This is a genomic window from Pseudomonas sp. H3_C08 (genome assembly GCF_054669455.1).
This window is the reverse complement of sequence record NZ_CP162803.1, coordinates 867,619-885,975: the sequence shown is the minus strand read 5'-3', so window position 1 is coordinate 885,975 and position 18,357 is coordinate 867,619. Positions and strand designations below refer to the sequence as shown.

The 18,357-nt window shown below is 58.4% G+C and carries 20 protein-coding genes; 16 read left to right on the top strand and 4 right to left on the bottom strand.

Features of this window, described 5'->3' with window-relative positions; translation table 11 throughout:
- The first annotated feature begins 232 nt into the window (after window positions 1-232).
- From AB4N74_RS04220 to AB4N74_RS04210, 3 genes are read left to right on the top strand one after another with little or no spacing between them, the layout of a single operon-like run.
- Window positions 233-622: a hypothetical protein gene (locus AB4N74_RS04220; protein WP_093431912.1), complete on the top strand. Its 390-nt coding sequence runs from the start codon at window positions 233-235 to the stop codon at window positions 620-622.
- Between the two features lie 12 nt (window positions 623-634).
- Entirely contained in the window at window positions 635-1,267 is a 633-nt protein-coding gene (locus AB4N74_RS04215) for a BRCT domain-containing protein (protein ID WP_099758487.1), read from the top strand.
- A gap of 12 nt (window positions 1,268-1,279) precedes the next feature.
- Complete coding sequence (locus tag AB4N74_RS04210) at window positions 1,280-2,179, top strand: alpha/beta fold hydrolase (protein ID WP_099758486.1); 900 nt, start codon at window positions 1,280-1,282, stop codon at window positions 2,177-2,179.
- Here the strand turns inward: AB4N74_RS04210 and AB4N74_RS04205 are convergent.
- A complete protein-coding gene (locus AB4N74_RS04205) occupies window positions 2,148-3,131 on the bottom strand; it encodes a GlxA family transcriptional regulator (protein WP_099758485.1) in 984 nt (327 codons plus the stop codon). The genes AB4N74_RS04210 and AB4N74_RS04205 overlap by 32 nt on opposite strands.
- Before the next feature lie 89 nt (window positions 3,132-3,220).
- Between AB4N74_RS04205 and inhA the strand changes: the two genes are divergently transcribed.
- The 3 genes from inhA (at window position 3,221) to AB4N74_RS04190 (ending at window position 6,619) form a co-directional block, all read left to right on the top strand.
- On the top strand, window positions 3,221-3,907 hold the full coding sequence (gene inhA / locus AB4N74_RS04200) for an isonitrile hydratase (RefSeq protein ID WP_257358027.1): 687 nt from the start codon (window positions 3,221-3,223) through the stop codon (window positions 3,905-3,907).
- Window positions 3,908-4,160: 253 nt separating this feature from the next.
- Complete coding sequence (locus AB4N74_RS04195) at window positions 4,161-4,952, top strand: CPBP family intramembrane glutamic endopeptidase (RefSeq protein WP_099758484.1); 792 nt, start codon at window positions 4,161-4,163, stop codon at window positions 4,950-4,952.
- 101 nt (window positions 4,953-5,053) lie between these two features.
- A complete protein-coding gene (locus tag AB4N74_RS04190; protein WP_460098360.1) occupies window positions 5,054-6,619 on the top strand; it encodes a methyl-accepting chemotaxis protein in 1,566 nt (521 codons plus the stop codon).
- Between the two features lie 731 nt (window positions 6,620-7,350).
- Here the strand turns inward: AB4N74_RS04190 and AB4N74_RS04185 are convergent.
- Both AB4N74_RS04185 and AB4N74_RS04180 read right to left on the bottom strand, forming a co-directional pair.
- The gene (locus AB4N74_RS04185; RefSeq protein WP_099758482.1) at window positions 7,351-7,716 is read right to left on the bottom strand and encodes a DUF6124 family protein; all 366 of its coding nucleotides are present in this window, start codon (window positions 7,714-7,716) and stop codon (window positions 7,351-7,353) included.
- A 710-nt stretch (window positions 7,717-8,426) separates the two neighbouring features.
- Window positions 8,427-9,107 (bottom strand): alpha/beta family hydrolase, encoded by a 681-nt coding sequence (locus AB4N74_RS04180; protein ID WP_460098358.1) that lies wholly within the window; start codon window positions 9,105-9,107, stop codon window positions 8,427-8,429.
- A gap of 95 nt (window positions 9,108-9,202) precedes the next feature.
- Between AB4N74_RS04180 and ccoN (AB4N74_RS04175) the strand changes: the two genes are divergently transcribed.
- From ccoN (AB4N74_RS04175) to AB4N74_RS04130, 10 genes are all read left to right on the top strand, one after another.
- Complete coding sequence (gene ccoN, locus AB4N74_RS04175; protein ID WP_008082029.1) at window positions 9,203-10,627, top strand: cytochrome-c oxidase, cbb3-type subunit I; 1,425 nt, start codon at window positions 9,203-9,205, stop codon at window positions 10,625-10,627.
- Window positions 10,628-10,637: 10 nt separating this feature from the next.
- Complete coding sequence (gene ccoO, locus AB4N74_RS04170) at window positions 10,638-11,246, top strand: cytochrome-c oxidase, cbb3-type subunit II (protein WP_003223389.1); 609 nt, start codon at window positions 10,638-10,640, stop codon at window positions 11,244-11,246.
- Window positions 11,247-11,249: 3 nt separating this feature from the next.
- The gene (locus AB4N74_RS04165; RefSeq protein WP_095124863.1) at window positions 11,250-11,447 is read left to right on the top strand and encodes a cbb3-type cytochrome oxidase subunit 3; all 198 of its coding nucleotides are present in this window, start codon (window positions 11,250-11,252) and stop codon (window positions 11,445-11,447) included.
- Window positions 11,444-12,397 (top strand): cytochrome-c oxidase, cbb3-type subunit III, encoded by a 954-nt coding sequence (ccoP, locus tag AB4N74_RS04160; RefSeq protein ID WP_460098356.1) that lies wholly within the window; start codon window positions 11,444-11,446, stop codon window positions 12,395-12,397. Before AB4N74_RS04165 ends, ccoP (AB4N74_RS04160) begins: the two co-directional genes overlap by 4 nt.
- A 482-nt stretch (window positions 12,398-12,879) precedes the next feature.
- On the top strand, window positions 12,880-14,322 hold the full coding sequence (ccoN, locus tag AB4N74_RS04155) for a cytochrome-c oxidase, cbb3-type subunit I (RefSeq protein WP_093431876.1): 1,443 nt from the start codon (window positions 12,880-12,882) through the stop codon (window positions 14,320-14,322).
- Window positions 14,322-14,930 (top strand): cytochrome-c oxidase, cbb3-type subunit II, encoded by a 609-nt coding sequence (gene ccoO / locus AB4N74_RS04150; RefSeq protein ID WP_093431874.1) that lies wholly within the window; start codon window positions 14,322-14,324, stop codon window positions 14,928-14,930. Before ccoN (AB4N74_RS04155) ends, ccoO (AB4N74_RS04150) begins: the two co-directional genes overlap by 1 nt.
- 5 nt (window positions 14,931-14,935) lie before the next feature.
- Window positions 14,936-15,121, top strand: coding sequence for a CcoQ/FixQ family Cbb3-type cytochrome c oxidase assembly chaperone (locus tag AB4N74_RS04145; protein ID WP_003175465.1), 186 nt, complete (start codon window positions 14,936-14,938; stop codon window positions 15,119-15,121).
- Complete coding sequence (ccoP, locus tag AB4N74_RS04140; RefSeq protein ID WP_093431872.1) at window positions 15,118-16,101, top strand: cytochrome-c oxidase, cbb3-type subunit III; 984 nt, start codon at window positions 15,118-15,120, stop codon at window positions 16,099-16,101. Before AB4N74_RS04145 ends, ccoP (AB4N74_RS04140) begins: the two co-directional genes overlap by 4 nt.
- A gap of 530 nt (window positions 16,102-16,631) precedes the next feature.
- On the top strand, window positions 16,632-16,886 hold the full coding sequence (locus AB4N74_RS04135; RefSeq protein WP_175559588.1) for a type II toxin-antitoxin system Phd/YefM family antitoxin: 255 nt from the start codon (window positions 16,632-16,634) through the stop codon (window positions 16,884-16,886).
- Window positions 16,886-17,305 (top strand): type II toxin-antitoxin system VapC family toxin, encoded by a 420-nt coding sequence (locus AB4N74_RS04130; protein ID WP_093431866.1) that lies wholly within the window; start codon window positions 16,886-16,888, stop codon window positions 17,303-17,305. The genes AB4N74_RS04135 and AB4N74_RS04130 overlap by 1 nt, the downstream gene beginning before the upstream one ends.
- Window positions 17,306-17,343: 38 nt before the next feature.
- Here the strand turns inward: AB4N74_RS04130 and AB4N74_RS04125 are convergent, their stop codons facing one another.
- Window positions 17,344-18,348, bottom strand: coding sequence for a metallophosphoesterase family protein (locus AB4N74_RS04125; protein WP_460098353.1), 1,005 nt, complete (start codon window positions 18,346-18,348; stop codon window positions 17,344-17,346).
- Window positions 18,349-18,357 lie beyond the last annotated feature (9 nt).

Below are 18,357 nucleotides of genomic sequence, written 5' to 3'. Positions count from 1 at the left end.
CGGGTTGCCTGACTTTGCGCCTGCTGCACAGCCGAGCGGGAGCAAGCTCCCTCAGCACAGTTTTCAACTGCCGTAAGACTACAAATGGTCAACATCCTCCGAACCGTGCCTGCCCTGCAACTCGCAGTCACACCCGGAAATACCCTGTTGCCAGCTGTTACATCCACCCCTACCATCCACCGCAACGGGCACAGCGGAGCTGTCCAATAAAACCCGAATTCAAGGAACCAGAATGTCCCAGCACGTCCAGCGCACCATCGACACGCCGCTTCGCAGCGGCCTGACCCGCACCCAACTCTGGGAAGCCGCGGACAAAGGCCTGATCAAGTGCTGGGAAATCGGCCGCCAGCGCGCCACCCGCTTCCCCGACCTCGCGCAAAAATGTCTCGCCGGCGAACTGCCCGTGCTCGGCTGGAAAGGTGGCGTGAGCCGCAGCCTGAAGAAAAACGAGAAATATGGCTCGCTGAAGTATCTGGCGCAGTGGCAAGGCTTGCGCGGTGAGGATCTGGATATTGATCTGAGCGAAGAACGCTCGTTGACCTGCTCGCGAACGAAGATGCGGGTGACGTTTACCCCGGATCGAACGAAGTATTTCAATCAGGTGGCGGAAGCTGAGGTTTAAGGAGAAACAGCGATGGTCGATTTGCATCAGGAATTTCAAAACAGCCGTTTCTTTCACGAAGCGCGGATTGACAGGCGTTCGGCCGACGCACTGGCAGGGGTCGCTGCCGGGCTAGCCGCTGATGGCAAGATCAATCAGCAGGAAGCCGAGTTTCTCAAGACCTGGATCGAAACCCACTTGGTTCACTTGGGGGATCCGGTGGTAAATATTCTCTACAAGCGTCTTGAGGGCATGCTTAGCGACGGTTTATTGGATGCCGATGAATCGGTGGAATTGCTGGAGATTCTTCATCAGTTCGCCGGCCTGCCAGTGGGCGCAGCACAAACCTTCAGTGTGCCCAACAGCCTGCCGCTCGATAGTCCAGCCCCAACTCTGGACTGTGCCAATCGTGTTTTTCTGTTTACCGGTGTTATGGCTTACGGGCCGCGCAAAGCGTGTGAATCGCTGATCGTAGAACGCGGCGGAATGATAGGTGCAGGTGTCAGCAAGAAAATCCATTATCTAGTGATCGGCAGCATCGGCAATGAACAGTGGCTGCACAGCAGCTATGGTACGAAGATCAAAAAAGCCGTTGAGCTGAGAGACAGCGGCGTGCCAATCGCCATCATCAGTGAAGATCATTGGCAGAAGGTGCTGTTCGGATAACAGGAGCCAGGTATGAGTGGAAAAGCGATTCTGTTCTGCAAAACCGCTAGCCTGACCATTGCCTATGAGGCGCATGGCCCGGAAACCGGTGTGCCGGTGATCCTCCTTCATGGCTTCCCCTATTCCCCTCGCGCTTACGATGAAATCGCGCCGCTCCTCGCCGCTCAGGGTTACCGAGTCATCGTTCCGTACCTGCGCGGTTATGGGCAGACTCGCTTCAACGATGCACAAACACTGCGCTCAGGCCAGCAAGCCGCACTCGCTCAGGATTTGTTGAATTTGATGGATGCACTCTCCATCGAACAAGCCACGCTCTGCGGGTATGACTGGGGTGGTCGCGCGGCATGCATCGTCGCGGCGTTATTTCCGGAACGAGTGCACGGCTTGGTGACCGGTGATGGCTACAACCTGCAGGACATCCCCAACTCGATTCGACCGCTGGATCCCGAAACCGAACATCGGTTCTGGTATCAGTATTACTTCCACACGCCACGTGGCGTTGAGGGCCTGAAGCACAATCGTCGGGAGTTTTGTGAGCTGCTCTGGAGGCTTTGGTCTCCGACCTGGTCGCACGCTGCCAAGCGTTTTCCCCTGACCGCGCCTGCCTTCGACAACCCTGATTTCGTTGACGTGGTGATCCACTCCTATCGCCACCGCTTCATGTATGTCGCGGGAGATCCGGCGTTTGAGTTGATGGAAGATTTGCTGATTCGGCAACCGACCATTGGTGTGCCGACCATTTCTTTGTGCGGTGCCGACGACGGTGTCGGCCCTGCGCCACAAGAGGATGAAGACGCAGAGCATTTCACCGGTTTTTATGAGCGGCGTGTGTTGCCCGATGTCGGCCATAACATTCCCGAGGAAGCTCCTGAACAAACCCTCAAGGCATTACTGGATCTGTTGCAGCGCTGACCGAAAACCGCTCCCGATAAGCCTGCGGCGTCACCCCGATAGCCCGCAGGAAACTTCGGCGCAATGTCTCTTCACTGCCAAACCCGCAATTGGCGGCGATGCGTTTGACCGGTAAACCGGTGTCACTGAGCAATCGCCGGGCGGTTTCGACGCGAATCAATTCGATCGCCCGCGCCGGGGTCTGGCCGGTGTCGGCGCGGTAGTGGCGGACGAAACTGCGTTCGCTCATGCCGGCTTGTTCTGCGAGGGTCGGGATGCCGAGGTCGCAGGTGAGGTTTTCGGCGATCCACGCGTGCAGTTCATCAAAGCGATTGCCCTGATTCTGCAAGGATAAGGTCACGCTGAACTGCGATTGCCCGCCCGGGCGCTTGAGAAACACCACCAGATGCCTGGCGACGTCCAGGGCGATGTCGCTGCCCAGATCCTCTTCAACCATGGCCAAGGCCAGATCGATGCCGGCCGTAACCCCCGCCGAGGTCCAGACCGGGCCGTCATTGATGAAAATCGGATTGGCCTCAACGTGCAGATTCGGATGTTGCTGCGCCAGTTGTTCGCATCGCGTCCAGTGGGTGACCACGCGACGGCCATCGAGCCAGCCGCTCGCCGCCAACAGAAATGCCCCCGTACACACGGAGGCCACGCGTCGACATTTGCCCGCGTGTTCGCGCACCCAATCCACCAACAGCACATCTTCGGCCGCCGGATAAATGCCCCAGCCACCGGCGATGATCAACGTGTCGCTGGGCGCTTCGGGCAACGGTTCGGCCAACACCGCCAGACCCGCCGACGACATCACCGCCCCGCCGCCGCTGGCAATCACGCTCGGCGCATACGGGATCGGCAAGCCGCGCTGACGGGCGATGTCGTTGGCCGAGGCGAACACCTGCAAGGGGCCGGTGACGTCGAGGATCTGCATGTTGGCAAACGCGAGTACGTGGATGGCTTTGGGCATTTGGCGTAATTCGTGGGGTTATTGGCGTATGCGCCAGAACCTACGCGCCTACAGTGAAGCCGTCCAGCCCTTTTCATGGAGTAAGAACGATGACGTTGCAGATCGGTTTTCTGTTGTTTCCGCAGGTTCAGCAACTCGACCTGACCGGGCCGTATGACGTGCTCGCCTCGCTGCCGGGCGTGCAGGTGCACTTGATCTGGAAGGATCTGATGCCGGTCACCGCCAGCACCGGACTGCTGCTGAAACCAACCACCACGTTTGAGGATTGCCCGGATCTGGATGTGATCTGTGTACCGGGTGGTGGTGGCGTCGGCGCGCTGATGGAAGATGAGCTGACGCTGGCTTTCATCAAGCGTCAGGCTGCGCAGGCGAAGTACGTGACATCGGTGTGCACCGGTTCGCTGGTGCTCGGCGCAGCGGGTCTGCTGCAAGGCAAACGGGCGACCACGCATTGGGCGTATCACGATCTGCTGCCGACGCTGGGGGCGATCGCGGTGAAGGATCGGGTGGTGCGTGACGGCAATCTGTTTACCGGCGGCGGGATCACGGCGGGGATTGATTTTGCGCTGGTGCTGGCTGAAGAGTTGGTGGGTGCCGACGCGGCGCAGCTGATCCAGTTGCAATTGGAATATGCCCCGGCACCGCCGTTCAACTCGGGCAGCCCGGAGACTGCGCCGAGTGAGATTGTCGATGAAGCACGTTTGCGTGCAGCGCCATCGCTGAAGCTGCGCACGGAAATAACCGAGCGTGCGGCGGCGAAACTTAACTTGCGCTAGATCCCACGCCAAACGCAAAACCCTTTCTGGAATACCAATCCCCTGTGGGAGCGAGCTTGCTCGCGAATGCGGTGTATCAGTCGAAACAACTATTGCCTGTCACACCGCTTTCGCGAGCAAGCTCGCTCCCACATTGGGATTTATGTTTGGCCAACGGTATTGGAGTTGTCCCGGTTTGCCGCCTCACCTTCACTTGTCCCCCGCCGCTCGTCCGTGTAGAAAGCCCTTCCACAAATTTGCACAGGGACTTTCGATGAAGGCTTTGCCATGGCTCTATCTGGCGCTTCTCAGCCTCGGTTACGGATGGGCGCTGAGTTACGGCCACCTCGGCTGGCTGGCGCTGATCTCCATTGGGCTGCTGGTGTTCGCAGGTTTCGCCGTGCATCTGCAGAAAGTGCCGGTCGCACGTTTTCTCGGCCATGGCCTGTTCATCGTGCTGGCCGTGGCGTTGGCATTGCACTGGCTACCGGGCTTCGCCAACGGTCGCGCCATTGATCCGCAACGCTTCACCGACAACGCCGTGCCGTTCGCGATGTACCTGAACCTCGACAAACCGCTGGTTGGCTTCTGGTTGTTGCTGGTGTGCCCGTGGATTGTCGGGCGACGTTCGTTGCGCCTGAGCGTCTACGCCACCGCCCTCGCCCTGACGCTGAGCGCGGTTCTTGCCATTGGCGGCGCGCTGTTGCTGGGCGTGATCGCCTGGGCACCGAAGTGGCCTGATCAAGCGTGGCTGTGGGTGCTGAACAATCTGCTGCTGGTGACCTTGGTCGAGGAAGCGCTGTTTCGCGGCTATATACAGGGCGGCCTCAGTCAGCGTTTCAAAAATCTGCCCTACGGAGAAAATCTCGCCCTGCTGCTGGCCTCTTTGCTGTTTGGACTGGTGCATGCCGGCGCAGGCTGGACCTGGGTGTTGCTGGCAGGGCTGGCGGGTGTCGGCTATGGTCTGGCCTACCGTTTTGGCGGGCTCGGCGCGGCGATCGCCACGCATTTCGGGCTGAACCTGCTGCATTTTGGTTTGTTCACTTATCCGATGCTCGCCGGCTGAAGCAAGCGCCGTTTTGCGACGCCGTGCTGATTATTGAAAAAAATTTCAATAAAAAGCTGTCACCGCCGACAACCTTTCAAAGCCTTGCGGATTGAAAAACCATGCGTAACAACCAGCCCATTACACAACGCGAACGGACTTTCCCGGCTCAGCAGCGGTTGATTTCCACAACCGACGCCAAGGGCGTGATCACCTACTGCAACGACGCTTTCGTCGAGATCAGCGGGTTTTCGCGTGAGGAACTGATCCGTGCGCCGCACAACCTGGTCCGTCACCCAGACGTACCGGCGGCGGTGTTTTCGCACATGTGGGGCACATTGAAACAAGGCTTGCCATGGATGGGCATTGTCAAGAATCGCTGCAAATCCGGTGACCACTACTGGGTGAACGCCTATGTGACTCCGGTGTTCGACGGCAATCAGGTGGTCGGTTACGAGTCGGTGCGGATCAAACCCACCGCCGAACAGATCCGCCGCGCCGAAGCGCTCTACCAACGCATCAACCAGGGCAAGTCGGCGATCCCGTCCACCGATAAATGGCTGCCGGTGCTGCAAGACTGGCTGCCGTTCATTCTGGTCAGCCAACTGAGCTTCGTGATCGGCGCGACCCTCAACTCGCACTGGGGCTTCGCCCTCGCCGCCGGTCTGTCGGTGCCACTGGGCCTGATGGGCCTGCAATGGCAGCAACGCGGGCTGAAACGCCTGCTGCGCTTGGCCGAGCAGACCACTTCCGACCCGCTTATCGCGCAGATGTACACCGACAGCCGTGGCGCCCAGGCGCGTCTGGAAATGTCGATCCTCAGCCAGGAAGCACGCCTGAAAACCTGCCTGACCCGTCTGCAGGACACCGCCGAACACCTGACCGATCAGGCCAAGCAGTCCGACGCCCTGGCGCACAGCAGCTCGACCGGCCTGGAACGTCAACGCGTGGAAACCGAACAGGTCGCCACCGCCGTCAACCAGATGGCCGCGACCACTCAGGAAGTGGCGAGCCATGTCCAGCGCACCGCTGACGCCACTCAGGAAGCCAATCGCCTGACCGGTCGCGGCCGTGACATCGCCGGCGAAACCCGCGAAGCCATTCAGCGTCTGTCTGTAGTCGTCGGGGAAACCGGTCTGACCGTGACGCAACTGGCCAAGGACAGCGACGAAATCGGCGGCGTGGTTGATGTGATCAAAGGCATCGCCGACCAGACCAACCTGCTCGCTCTCAACGCCGCCATCGAGGCAGCCCGTGCCGGCGAGATGGGCCGTGGTTTTGCCGTGGTGGCTGACGAAGTTCGCCAACTGGCGCAACGCACCAGCGAATCGACCGGGCAGATTCATGCCCTGATCGCCAAGTTGCAGCAGACGGCTTCGAGTGCCGTGCAAACCATGGAAGCCGGACATCGTCAGGCTGAAGAAGGTGTAGCGCGGGTGCTGGAAGCGGATCAGGCGTTGGTAGGTATCAGTGAAGCGGTGGCCAACATCACCGACATGACCACGCAGATTGCTGCAGCGACGGAAGAGCAAAGTGCGGTGGCTGAAGAGATCAGCCGCAACATCAGCAATATTTCGGAACTGGCGGATCAGACGTCGGAACAGGCGCATAACTCGGCGTTGTTGAGTGAAGAGCTGACGAAGACAGCGAATACGCAGTACTCGTTGGTGGAGCGGTTTAACCGCTGATTGAACTGGCGATAACAAAAAACCCGGAAAGCGAGAGCTTCCGGGTTTTTTGTTGCCTGTCTGAAATAGACGTTGTTTGGCAGGCCGCTTTCGCGAGCAGGCTCGCTCCCACATTGGAACTGCTCGGGACCACAGTTTTGTGTCCGACGACAATCCCCTGTGGGAACGAGCCTGCTCGCGAAGAGGCCTTCTCTGCCAACGACGATCTCACTCAAGCAATGCAGAAACTGCCTACAGCTTCGCCAGAGTGCACCGACTGGTGCTCGTTGATGCCAGGTTCTATCGTTTGCCGGTCGCTACTCAATCACGCAGACCGGCAAGCATGAATAAAATCTCCGTCCGAAAACCCGCAAAACAGAAAACTTGTGATGACCTGACATTCCTTGATGTTCGGCAAGCCGCGCGTGATGGCCAGAAATTGTTCGATAAATTTTTGATCACTGGCAGGCTACACACTGCAAAGTAAATTAAAAGATCGCAGCCTTCGGCAGCTATTACACCGATCACGGTAGGAGCTGCCGAAGGCTGCGATCTTTTGATCGTGGAAGCCCGGAAAGCGAAAGCATTCGGGCTTTTTTATCACCTGTCTGAAATTGATGTCGCTTGTCATACCGTCATCGCGAGCAGGCTCACTCCTACATTGGATCTGCGGTGGTCATAGATTATGTGCCCGACAACAATCCCCTGTGGGAGCGAGCCTGCTCGCGATGAGGCCATAACAGCCAGCGAAATTACTGAGGCAACTTCAGCTTATCCAGCAGTCGATTGACCAACAGCTCGTTGAGCATGATCACCTGTTGCAGCGCCAGCAGCGGTTTGCGCTCCGGGCCGCCTATTGAGTTGGCGATGTTGCCGGCCATGGCATGGGCGTATGAAAGCGACTCGCTCGCCTCGACCAGCAGGGTTTCGTCATCCAGCGTGGGGTCGACGAGATAGACCGGACGAAACTTGGGCGAGCTCGGTGGAGCCCCCAGTGCTTCGGGTCTGAGGTAATAGTCGAGGGCGCGGTCGGTTGCTTCTTTGATCTTTTGCGGGCTGAGCGCTGGGTCGTGGGGGATTGGATCAGTGGGTGGTGGGTTTGGTGTGATTTTGAACATAGATAAAGCTCCAATTTGAAAAAACGGGAGCCATCACCCTCGCTACCAAACGGCGGGTGGCGGCCATGCGCGGGTTGGTAGACCGGTCAAATTGGGTAACCCGGCGCTCACAGAGGAGCCCCACGCATGCCCACCATACAAAGCCATATCTCAAAAAGGAGACAGCATCGACAGTGTCGCAACAACGACAATTTAAGGCGGGCTACCAAACCCGATCACTGTTTTTCAGTGACAAGGAAACGATATAGCCCGGCCTGTAGTCGTGTAAGCCGGCGGATTCTGGCGTACGCGTAGGTAACGGCGCAAGGTGTTGTAGGCCCCGTGGCGTAACGAGTTGTGTAATTTAAACGTGCTCACAAAATCACGTTTGTGCAAGGGAAATGCCGGACAGTGAGCGCTTCCAGTTCTTTATCGTGTCAGCGAAATTGCCCCTCACCCTAACCCTCTCCCGGAGCGAAGGGACCCCGAGCTTTAGCGAGCGGGCCGCACGTAGGAGCAAGCATTTTTTGGTTACTTTTTCGGCGTCTGGAAAAAGTGACCCGCCGTAAGGGCGGAACCCTGAGCGGCCGTTACCGCAGCAACAGATATGCACTCAGATCGAAAAATGGGTCGCGTTCAAGATCTACCCCCTCACCCCAGCCCTCTCCCCCATGGGGGCGAGGGGAAAGGGAGCAGATCTTCATGCAGTTCAAAATCTCAGCCCGGCTCGGTCACTTGCTGAGAAACTCGAATACTTTCTGCGCGGCGCTCGCCAAATGCTGTTCATGGGTAAACCCGGAAACCTTTAATGGCTTGAGATCATGATCCCCGGCCGCGAGCCACGTCACCTCAATACTCGGTGACAAGGTGTAAGCCTCAACCGCCTCCCGATTACCCAGCGCATCCCGCTCGCCCTGCACAATCAACGTCCGCGTCTGCAAAGAAGCCAAATGCTCAAACCGAGGCTTCTCCGGCTTCCCCACCGCATAAAACGGATACCCCAGACACACCAACGCATCGGCACCCAATTCGTCAGCCAAAAGACTCGCCATCCGCCCGCCCATCGACTTCCCGCCAATGGCCAAAACCCCAGCGACATGACGCCGCACCTCGGCATACACCTCACGCCAACATTCCTGCAGTTTCGCAGCAGGATTCGGCGGACGTTTAACGCCATCAACGCGCCGCTGCGCCATATACGCAAACTCAAAGCGCAACACATTCACCCCAAGCCCGGCAAGGCGCCCAGCCATATCGTTCATCCAATCGCTATCCATCGGCGCCCCCGCCCCGTGAGCAAGGATCAACGTCGCCGACGCCTTACCCTCAGCGGCATCCCAAAGCCACCCATGATCACGCACGCACTGCGCCCATTGATCCCCGTCAATACTGGCCTTGTGCTGTTTGTCCATGCTTGCCTCGCTTTTAGTCTGCCTATAACTCCAGACGAAGGATTCGCCGCGTGTCTTGCGCGCGCTCACTTCGGCTGAACCGTGGATGGGGAACCATGAACACTTCTATCAGTACCGCCTACAACTACAAGGTGGTCCGCCAATTCGCCATTATGACGGTGGTGTGGGGCATCGTCGGCATGGGCCTCGGGGTTTTTCTCGCGGCCCAATTGGTCTGGCCCGAACTCAACTTCAATTTGCCCTGGACCAGTTTCGGCCGTCTGCGCCCGCTGCACACCAACGCGGTGATCTTCGCGTTCGGTGGCTGTGCGCTGTTCGCCAGTTCGTTCTACTCGGTGCAACGCACCTGCCAAACCCAATTGTTTGCGCCGAAAATCGCCGCGTTCTGCTTCTGGGGCTGGCAACTGGTGATCCTGTTGGCGGCGATCAGCCTGCCACTGGGTTACACCAGCTCCAAGGAATACGCCGAGCTGGAATGGCCGATCGACATCCTGATCACCATCGTCTGGGTCGCCTACGCCATCGTGTTCTTCGGCACGATCATGCAGCGCAAGACCAAGCACATCTACGTGGGCAACTGGTTCTTCGGCGCGTTCATCATCACCGTGGCGATTCTGCACATCGTCAACAACCTTGAGTTGCCAGTGAGTTTCACCAAGTCGTACTCGGTGTACGCCGGTGCAACCGACGCGATGGTGCAATGGTGGTACGGCCACAACGCCGTAGGCTTTTTCCTCACCGCCGGTTTCCTCGGGATGATGTACTACTTCGTGCCGAAACAGGCCGAGCGTCCGGTGTATTCGTATCGCCTGTCGATCGTGCACTTCTGGGCCTTGATCACCCTGTACATCTGGGCCGGCCCGCACCACTTGCACTACACCGCGCTGCCGGACTGGGCACAGTCGCTGGGCATGGTGATGTCGCTGATTCTGCTGGCACCGAGCTGGGGCGGCATGATCAACGGCATGATGACCCTCTCGGGCGCCTGGCATAAGTTGCGCAGCGACCCGATCCTGCGCTTCCTTGTGGTCTCGCTGGCGTTCTACGGCATGTCGACCTTCGAAGGTCCGATGATGGCGATCAAGACCGTCAACGCCCTCTCCCACTACACCGACTGGACCATCGGCCACGTACACGCCGGCGCTCTCGGCTGGGTAGCGATGATCTCGATCGGCGCGCTGTACCACATGATCCCGAAAATCTTCGGCAAGGCGCAGATGCACAGCGTCGGTTTGATCAACGCGCACTTCTGGCTCGCGACCATCGGCACCGTGCTCTACATCGCCTCGATGTGGGTCAACGGCATCGCCCAAGGCCTGATGTGGCGCGCGGTGAACGAGGACGGCACGCTGACCTACTCCTTCGTCGAAACCCTGGTGGCCAGCCACCCAGGCTTTGTCGTGCGGCTGATTGGTGGGGCGATCTTCCTCAGCGGCATGTTCCTGATGGCTTACAACACCTGGCGCACCGTGCGGGCCTCGCAGCCTGCTGACGTCGTTGCTGCCGCGCAGATGGCCTGAGGAGTCCGCCATGAAACACGAAACGATTGAAAAGAACGTCGGCCTGTTGATGTTGCTCATGGTGTTCGCCGTGAGCATCGGCGGCCTGACCCAGATCGTCCCGCTGTTCTTCCAGGACGTCACCAACAAACCGGTGGAAGGCATGAAGCCCTACACCGCGCTGCAACTGGAAGGCCGCGACATCTACATCCGCGAAGGCTGCGTCGGTTGCCACTCCCAGATGATCCGGCCGTTCCGCGCCGAAACAGAGCGCTACGGGCACTACTCGGTGGCCGGCGAAAGCGTTTGGGATCACCCGTTCCTGTGGGGTTCGAAACGTACCGGTCCGGACCTCGCCCGGGTCGGCGCGCGTTACTCGGATGACTGGCACCGTGCGCACTTGTACAACCCGCGCAACGTTGTGCCGGAATCGAAAATGCCCGCCTATCCGTGGCTGGTCACGCAAGCGGTCGACAGCAGCCACACCGAAACCAAGCTCAAGACCATGCGCACCCTCGGCGTGCCGTACACCGACGACGACATCAGCGGCGCGGTGGCCAGCCTCAAGGGCAAGACCGAAATGGACGCCCTCGTCTCCTACCTGCAAGTGCTCGGCACTGCGATCAAGAGCAAGAGGTGAGCCATGGTCATTGAAATGAGCACAGGGCTGATCCGTGGTTTAGGCACCGTTGTCGTGTTTGTAGCTTTCGTCGGTTTGACTTTGTGGGTGTTCAACCGCAAGCGCACCCCGGAGTTCGCCGAAGCGCGTCTGCTGCCGTTCGCCGACGAGCCGCAACCCGACACAACCCCAGTAAATGAGACAAGGAGTACCCGGCCATGACCACCTTCTGGAGTACGTGGATCTGCGTACTGACCATCGGCAGCCTGATCGGCCTGACATGGCTGCTGATCGGCACCCGCCGGGGCGAGACCAAGGGCAGCGTCGACCAGACCATGGGCCACAGCTTCGACGGCATCGAGGAGTACGACAACCCGCTGCCGCAGTGGTGGTTCATGCTGTTCGCCGGCACGCTGGTGTTTTCCGTGGGCTATCTGATCCTCTATCCGGGCCTGGGCAACTGGAAAGGCATTCTTCCCGGTTACGAGGATGGTTGGACCGGTGTGCACGAGTGGGAAAAGGAAATGAATAAGGCCGACGCCAAATTCGGGCCGATCTTCGCCAAGTTCGCCGCCATGCCGGTGGAAGAAGTGGCGAAGGATCCGCAGGCACTGAAAATGGGTGGCCGCTTGTTCGCTTCCAATTGTTCGGTGTGCCACGGTTCCGATGCCAAAGGCGCGTTCGGTTTCCCTAACCTTGCCGACAGCGACTGGCGCTGGGGCGGCGACGCCGACACCATCAAGACCACCATCATGGGTGGCCGGATGGCGGCGATGCCGGCCTGGGGCGAAGTGTTGGGCGAAGCCGGGGTGAAGAACGTGGCCGCTTATGTGCGTCACGAACTGGCCGGTTTGCCATTGCCAGCCGACAACAAGGCTGACCTGCAAGCCGGACAGCAAGCGTTCAGCACTACTTGCGTGGCCTGTCATGGGGCGACCGGCCAAGGTACTGAAGCCATGGGCGCGCCGAATCTGACGCACCCGGCCGGGTTTATCTATGGCACCAGCCTGACCCAACTCGAGCAGACCATTCGCCATGGTCGCCAGGGTCACATGCCGGCGCAGAACGAGCTGTTGGGCAACGATAAAGTGCAATTGCTTGCCGCTTATGTGTACAACCTGTCACATGGATTGAATACAGAAAAACTGATTACTGAAGACAACAAGAAGTAATCATTGCGTACACCTCTGCCGCACCATTCTCGGTGCGGCAGCATCCAGCCCCTTTGCGACGCATTGTCGCACCCCTTCACACCCTCTCCTTTCGGTTCCTCTGATTCGGGTCTACGCTTGCTCGATGCGGACTGGCTTGTGCCGGTTCCAGGTCAACGCTGACTGCTGTGTTCCGCGAACCGGCTGACTGATGTGGCCGCAAACGCCGGTAGATACCGGCTGTCGTGCCATTTACCGTCCGTCACCCGAACTGAGCGTTTGAACACACTCCGTTACAAGCGACCTGAACCCCTCGCTTTTTTCGTCCGCTGCGACATTTTGTCCGAGGCCAATTTTGTCCTTACGCGGCGCATGGAAAGGCCGCAGAATCAGCGTTGGAAAGCATTGAACCAGGTCATGGCGCGTTGCAATGACCCCCTGCTCTCTGCATACTTGCGGCCGATTTTAATCCTAATAAAACACCCAAACCGTGGAACCTTAGAATGAGCACAGCAATCAGTCCGACTGCTTATAACTATAAGGTAGTCCGCCAGTTCGCCATCATGACGGTGGTCTGGGGGATCCTTGGCATGGGGCTCGGTGTCTTCATCGCCTCGCAACTGGTCTGGCCGGAGTTGAACTTCGGTCTGCCGTGGACGAGCTTTGGACGCCTGCGCCCGTTGCACACAAACCTGGTGATTTTCGCCTTCGGTGGTTGTGCACTGTTTGCCACTTCCTACTATGTCGTGCAGCGAACCTGCCAGACGCGACTGATTTCCGACAGCCTCGCGGCCTTCACCTTCTGGGGCTGGCAAGCGGTGATCGTCGGCGCAATCATCACCTTGCCGCTGGGTTACACCACCACCAAGGAATACGCGGAACTGGAATGGCCACTGGCTATTCTGCTGGCGATTGTCTGGGTCACCTACGGTCTGGTGTTCTTTGGCACCATTACCAAGCGCAAAACCAAGCACATTTATGTGGGTAACTGGTTCTACGGTGCGTTCATCGTGGTCACGGCGATGCTGCACATCGTCAACCACGCCTCCCTGCCGGTGAGCTTCTTCAAGTCCTACTCCGCCTACTCCGGCGCGACCGATGCGATGATCCAGTGGTGGTACGGCCACAACGCAGTGGGCTTCTTCCTGACCACCGGTTTCCTCGGGATGATGTACTACTTCGTGCCGAAACAGGCCGAACGTCCGATCTACTCCTATCGTCTGTCGATCGTGCACTTCTGGGCGCTGATCACCCTGTACATCTGGGCCGGCCCGCACCACCTGCACTACACCGCATTGCCGGATTGGGCACAATCGCTGGGCATGGCGATGTCGATCATCCTCCTGGCGCCAAGCTGGGGCGGCATGATCAACGGCATGATGACCCTGTCGGGCGCCTGGCATAAGTTGCGCACCGACCCGATCCTGCGCTTCCTCGTGGTTTCGTTGGCGTTCTACGGCATGTCGACCTTCGAAGGGCCGATGATGGCGATCAAGACCGTCAACTCGCTCTCGCACTACACCGACTGGACCATCGGCCACGTACACGCTGGCGCTCTCGGTTGGGTCGCGATGATCTCGATCGGCGCGATCTACCACATGATCCCGCGTCTGTTCGGGCGTGCGCAGATGCACAGTGTCGGCCTGATCAACGCGCACTTCTGGCTCGCGACCATCGGCACCGTGCTGTACATCGCTTCGATGTGGGTCAACGGTATCACGCAGGGCCTGATGTGGCGTGCAATCAACGACGACGGCACCCTCACCTACTCGTTCGTTGAAGCGCTGCAAGCCAGCCACCCGGGCTACATCGTTCGCGCCTTGGGCGGTGCTTTCTTCGCCAGCGGCATGTTCCTGATGGCTTACAACGTCTGGCGCACCGTGCGCGCCTCGAACCCGGCTGAAGCCGAAGCCGCTGCCCAGATCGCTGTCGTTGGAGCTCACTGATGAAGCATGAAGCTGTCGAGAAGAATATTGGCCTGCTGGCCTTCTTCATGGTCATCGCCGTCAGCGTTGGCGGCCTGACCCAAATCGTTCCGCTGTTTTTCCAGGACGTCACCAACAAGCCGGTCGAAGGCATGAAGCCGCGTTCGGCGCTGGAACTGGAAGGCCGCGACGTTTACATCGCCAACGGCTGTGTCGGCTGCCACTCGCAGATGATCCGTCCGTTCCGTGCCGAAACCGAACGCTATGGGCACTACTCGGTCGCCGGTGAAAGCGTCTGGGATCACCCGTTCCTGTGGGGTTCCAAACGTACCGGGCCAGATCTGGCCCGTGTCGGCGGTCGTTACTCCGATGACTGGCAACGTGCGCACTTGTACAACCCGCGCAACGTCGTGCCTGAGTCGAAAATGCCGGCTTACCCGTTCCTCGTAGAAAACAAGCTCGACGGCAAAGACACTGCCAGGAAGATGGAAGTGTTGCGCACGCTCGGCGTTCCTTACACCGACGAAGACATCGCCGGGGCCAAGGATGCCGTGAAGGGCAAAACCGAAATGGACGCGCTGGTGGCCTATCTGCAAGGCCTGGGCACCATCATCAAAAGCAAACGGTGATCTGGATGGATATCGGGATGATTCGTGGCCTGGGCACCGTTGTCGTGATGGTGGCCTTCATCGGTCTGGCGCTGTGGGTGTTCAGCCCCAAGCGCAAGTCGGAGTTTGAAGACGCGACCTTGTTGCCTTTTGCGGATGATCCCGAAGCCATCAAGCACGTCGAGCAAGCTTCTAGGAGTAACAAAGAATGACTACATTCTGGAGTCTGTACGTCACAGTCCTCAGTCTCGGTACGATCTTTTCCCTGACCTGGCTGCTGCTGTCGACCCGCAAGGGCCAGCGCAGCGAACAGACGGACGAGACGGTCGGGCACTCTTTCGACGGGATCGAGGAGTACGACAACCCACTGCCGAAATGGTGGTTCATGCTGTTTGTCGGCACCATCATTTTTGCCTTGGGTTACCTGGTGCTGTACCCGGGCCTGGGCAACTGGAAAGGCCTGCTGCCGGGCTACAACTACCTCGATAACGACAAGCAGACCGCGTTCGCCAACGGCCAGACCGGCTGGACCGGCGTGCACGAGTGGGAAAAGGAAATGGCTCGTTCGGACGCTAAGTTCGGTCCGATCTTCGCCAAGTTCGCTGCCATGCCAATCGAAGAAGTGGCCAAGGATCCGCAAGCACTGAAGATGGGTGGCCGTCTGTTCGCCTCCAACTGCTCGGTGTGCCACGGTTCCGACGCCAAGGGCGCCTACGGTTTCCCTAACCTGACCGACGCCGACTGGCGCTGGGGCGGCGAGCCGGAAACCATCAAGACCACCATCATGGGCGGTCGTCACGCAGTGATGCCGGCCTGGGCTGAAGTCATCGGTGAGCAAGGTGTTGCCGACGTAGCAGCATTCGTTGTGACCAACCTGGATGGCCGCAAGCTGCCGGAAGGCACCAAGGCTGATCCGGCCAACGGCGGCAAACTGTTCGCCGCCAACTGCGTGGCCTGCCACGGTCCGGCCGGCAAAGGCACCCCCGCCATGGGCGCGCCTGACCTGACCCACCCGGGCGCGTTCATCTACGGTTCGAGCTTCGCGCAACTGCAGCAGACCATCCGTTACGGCCGTCAGGGCCAGATGCCTGCGCAGGAACAACTGCAAGGCAACGACAAGGTGCACCTGCTGGCGGCATATGTTTACAGCCTGTCCCACGGTGAAAAAGCACCCGAAGCGAACGCCGAGTAAGGCCAGCGCTTGAAGTACAAAAGGCCCCGCCAATGTTGATTGGCGGGGCCTTTTTTCATGCTGGCATTCATGCCTTGAGACATATGCTCAATAGACCTGAGCAGCACTGCCCTGTAGGTTTTTCCCACTCCGATGAACAGCATCGGGTCAACCTTCAAGGATGAAGCCTACATGTCAAAGAATGACGAAACCACACTGCCAAAACGTTTGCAGCCCCTCCATGATCATGAAGCAACGGCGGTGAATAGGCCTGTGGCACCCGCACGCTCACCCTCACCAAACCCTGTAGGTCGCCCAGGTAACAGCGGCGGTCTGGACGGTCTTGGCGGCGGCAGATTGCCCTGACAGGGGGCAGCAAAACACAGCGAATTTACGTCCAATATCCTGCGCCCCTGCCCTTTGGCCGGGGCGCTTTCGCCGGTGCCGTTATGACAGTGATAAACCGATCGTCCGCAACCCACCTTTTCGATTGCTGGGCAAACCCCAAAGTAGTAACGTTTCTACACCAGAATCACCGGAGGCCGAACATGATGGCCATCACGACCATTTCCAGCCGCGAATTCAACCAGGACACCAGTGCCGCCAAAAAAGCCGCGCATCAGGGCCCGGTCATCATTACCGATCGTGGCAAGCCTGCCCATGTACTGCTGAGCATCGAGGAATACCAGAAACTGACCGGTAGCCAGACCAGCATCGTCGATCTGCTGGTCATGCCGAATGCGCCTGACATCGAATTCGAAACCGAGCGCGCCGTCATCACTCCTCGCAGCGTGGACCTGTCCTGATGTTTCTACTGGATACCAATGTAGTTTCCGAACTGCGAAAACCCCAGGCCAACAAGCAGGTGGTGACATGGGCAAACAGCGTCGCCCCGGCCAGCCTGTATTTATCGGCCATCACTGTGCTGGAGCTGGAAACCGGCATTCTGCGTATCGAACGCCGCGACCCGCCACAAGGAGGGATGCTGCGCAACTGGCTCGAGCGTCATGTCAAACCCGCATTCTCGGGAAGAATCCTCTCGGTCGATAGCGCCGTCGCTAGCCGATGTGCACAGCTGCACGTGCCTGATCGCAGCAATGAATGCGACGCTTTGATCGCCGCCACCGCGCTTGTTCATGGTCTGACGCTGGTCACCCGTAATGTTGCCGACTTCCAACTCAGCGGCGTTCATCTGATCAATCCATGGAACGCGGCCAATCACTGATCGTCCAAAGCCCCGCCTAATCACTGGCGGGGCTTTTTTTATGGGCGCTTGGCAAAGATTGAATGCACCGGCGTCGTATCGATCAGCGTTCGATTGCGCCACTGATTGTTCTTCACCAGATAGACCTGCAACTGCTTGCGGTCCTCGGTGAAACTGGCAATCAGATAGGTTTGCTGAGACGTACTGCCGCTCAGGTAGATGGGTACGCTACCCTCCCAATAGGCATCACCTCCATCCTTATGCAAATGGCCGGCAAAGATCGCCGTCACTTGATATTTATTGACCATATCGGTGAAGCGTTTCTGTTGCGCCTGGGTCCCCTGGTGGCGCAACGGTTTATGCATATTGATGATGATGGCGTACCCCGAGGCTCGAGCCAGTCTGAGGTCCGTCTCGAGCCAGTCGAGCGCATCGTTGATTTCAAATGTCGTCGGGTTCAATGGATGAGCAATCCGGGTGGTATACGTCGGTTCGTTATTGAGTTGAACCATATGAACTTCGCCGATGTTTTTTGAATAGGCGAGACTGCCAGAGTACTTTTTACTGAGAAACCCACTGGTGATTTTCAGATCAAAGCTGTCGACTTTACCCTCATGATGCTCTTTGAACTCGACGATACTTCCAGCTGCACAGCTATTACTAAAACAATCATCAACATTGTTTTCATAATCGTGATTACCCAAGCCGTACAAATACTCACCTTTGAAGTGTTTGGTCAGTAAATCCTTCATGAACGAACGCTGCCAGCCATGACCAAAAGCGGTTATATCGCCATTGATCATCAAAGGCACCTGGGCTTGAGAGCCGTGCTGATTTCTGAACTCGGCAATACTCCCAAGCTGAGTATCAACCAGCCATTTCGAACGAACATCGAATTCGGCGTCGGATTCCGGCTCCCGGTCATCGGTCTTGTCGGTCCAGGGATATTGAGTATCCGAGGCAAAAACCATGTGTTTCGGTGTTCCGGTTATAGCCTGCGCCGATACACCCGTCGCCCACAAACACACACCCAGCACAACGCTTGCAAACTTGTTAAAAGCCATACATTAAAT

Bases quoted from the DNA above. Each gene is read 5' to 3' on its own strand.
- AB4N74_RS04220 (WP_093431912.1), top strand. From the start codon at position 233: ATGTCCCAGCACGTCCAGCGCACCATCGACACGCCGCTTCGCAGCGGC.
- AB4N74_RS04215 (WP_099758487.1), top strand. From the start codon at position 635: ATGGTCGATTTGCATCAGGAATTTCAAAACAGCCGTTTCTTTCACGAA.
- AB4N74_RS04210 (WP_099758486.1), top strand. From the start codon at position 1,280: ATGAGTGGAAAAGCGATTCTGTTCTGCAAAACCGCTAGCCTGACCATT.
- AB4N74_RS04205 (WP_099758485.1), bottom strand. From the start codon at position 3,131: ATGCCCAAAGCCATCCACGTACTCGCGTTTGCCAACATGCAGATCCTC.
- inhA (WP_257358027.1), top strand. From the start codon at position 3,221: ATGACGTTGCAGATCGGTTTTCTGTTGTTTCCGCAGGTTCAGCAACTC.
- AB4N74_RS04195 (WP_099758484.1), top strand. From the start codon at position 4,161: ATGAAGGCTTTGCCATGGCTCTATCTGGCGCTTCTCAGCCTCGGTTAC.
- AB4N74_RS04190 (WP_460098360.1), top strand. From the start codon at position 5,054: ATGCGTAACAACCAGCCCATTACACAACGCGAACGGACTTTCCCGGCT.
- AB4N74_RS04185 (WP_099758482.1), bottom strand. From the start codon at position 7,716: ATGTTCAAAATCACACCAAACCCACCACCCACTGATCCAATCCCCCAC.
- AB4N74_RS04180 (WP_460098358.1), bottom strand. From the start codon at position 9,107: ATGGACAAACAGCACAAGGCCAGTATTGACGGGGATCAATGGGCGCAG.
- ccoN (WP_008082029.1), top strand. From the start codon at position 9,203: ATGAACACTTCTATCAGTACCGCCTACAACTACAAGGTGGTCCGCCAA.
- ccoO (WP_003223389.1), top strand. From the start codon at position 10,638: ATGAAACACGAAACGATTGAAAAGAACGTCGGCCTGTTGATGTTGCTC.
- AB4N74_RS04165 (WP_095124863.1), top strand. From the start codon at position 11,250: ATGGTCATTGAAATGAGCACAGGGCTGATCCGTGGTTTAGGCACCGTT.
- ccoP (WP_460098356.1), top strand. From the start codon at position 11,444: ATGACCACCTTCTGGAGTACGTGGATCTGCGTACTGACCATCGGCAGC.
- ccoN (WP_093431876.1), top strand. From the start codon at position 12,880: ATGAGCACAGCAATCAGTCCGACTGCTTATAACTATAAGGTAGTCCGC.
- ccoO (WP_093431874.1), top strand. From the start codon at position 14,322: ATGAAGCATGAAGCTGTCGAGAAGAATATTGGCCTGCTGGCCTTCTTC.
- AB4N74_RS04145 (WP_003175465.1), top strand. From the start codon at position 14,936: ATGGATATCGGGATGATTCGTGGCCTGGGCACCGTTGTCGTGATGGTG.
- ccoP (WP_093431872.1), top strand. From the start codon at position 15,118: ATGACTACATTCTGGAGTCTGTACGTCACAGTCCTCAGTCTCGGTACG.
- AB4N74_RS04135 (WP_175559588.1), top strand. From the start codon at position 16,632: ATGGCCATCACGACCATTTCCAGCCGCGAATTCAACCAGGACACCAGT.
- AB4N74_RS04130 (WP_093431866.1), top strand. From the start codon at position 16,886: ATGTTTCTACTGGATACCAATGTAGTTTCCGAACTGCGAAAACCCCAG.
- AB4N74_RS04125 (WP_460098353.1), bottom strand. From the start codon at position 18,348: ATGGCTTTTAACAAGTTTGCAAGCGTTGTGCTGGGTGTGTGTTTGTGG.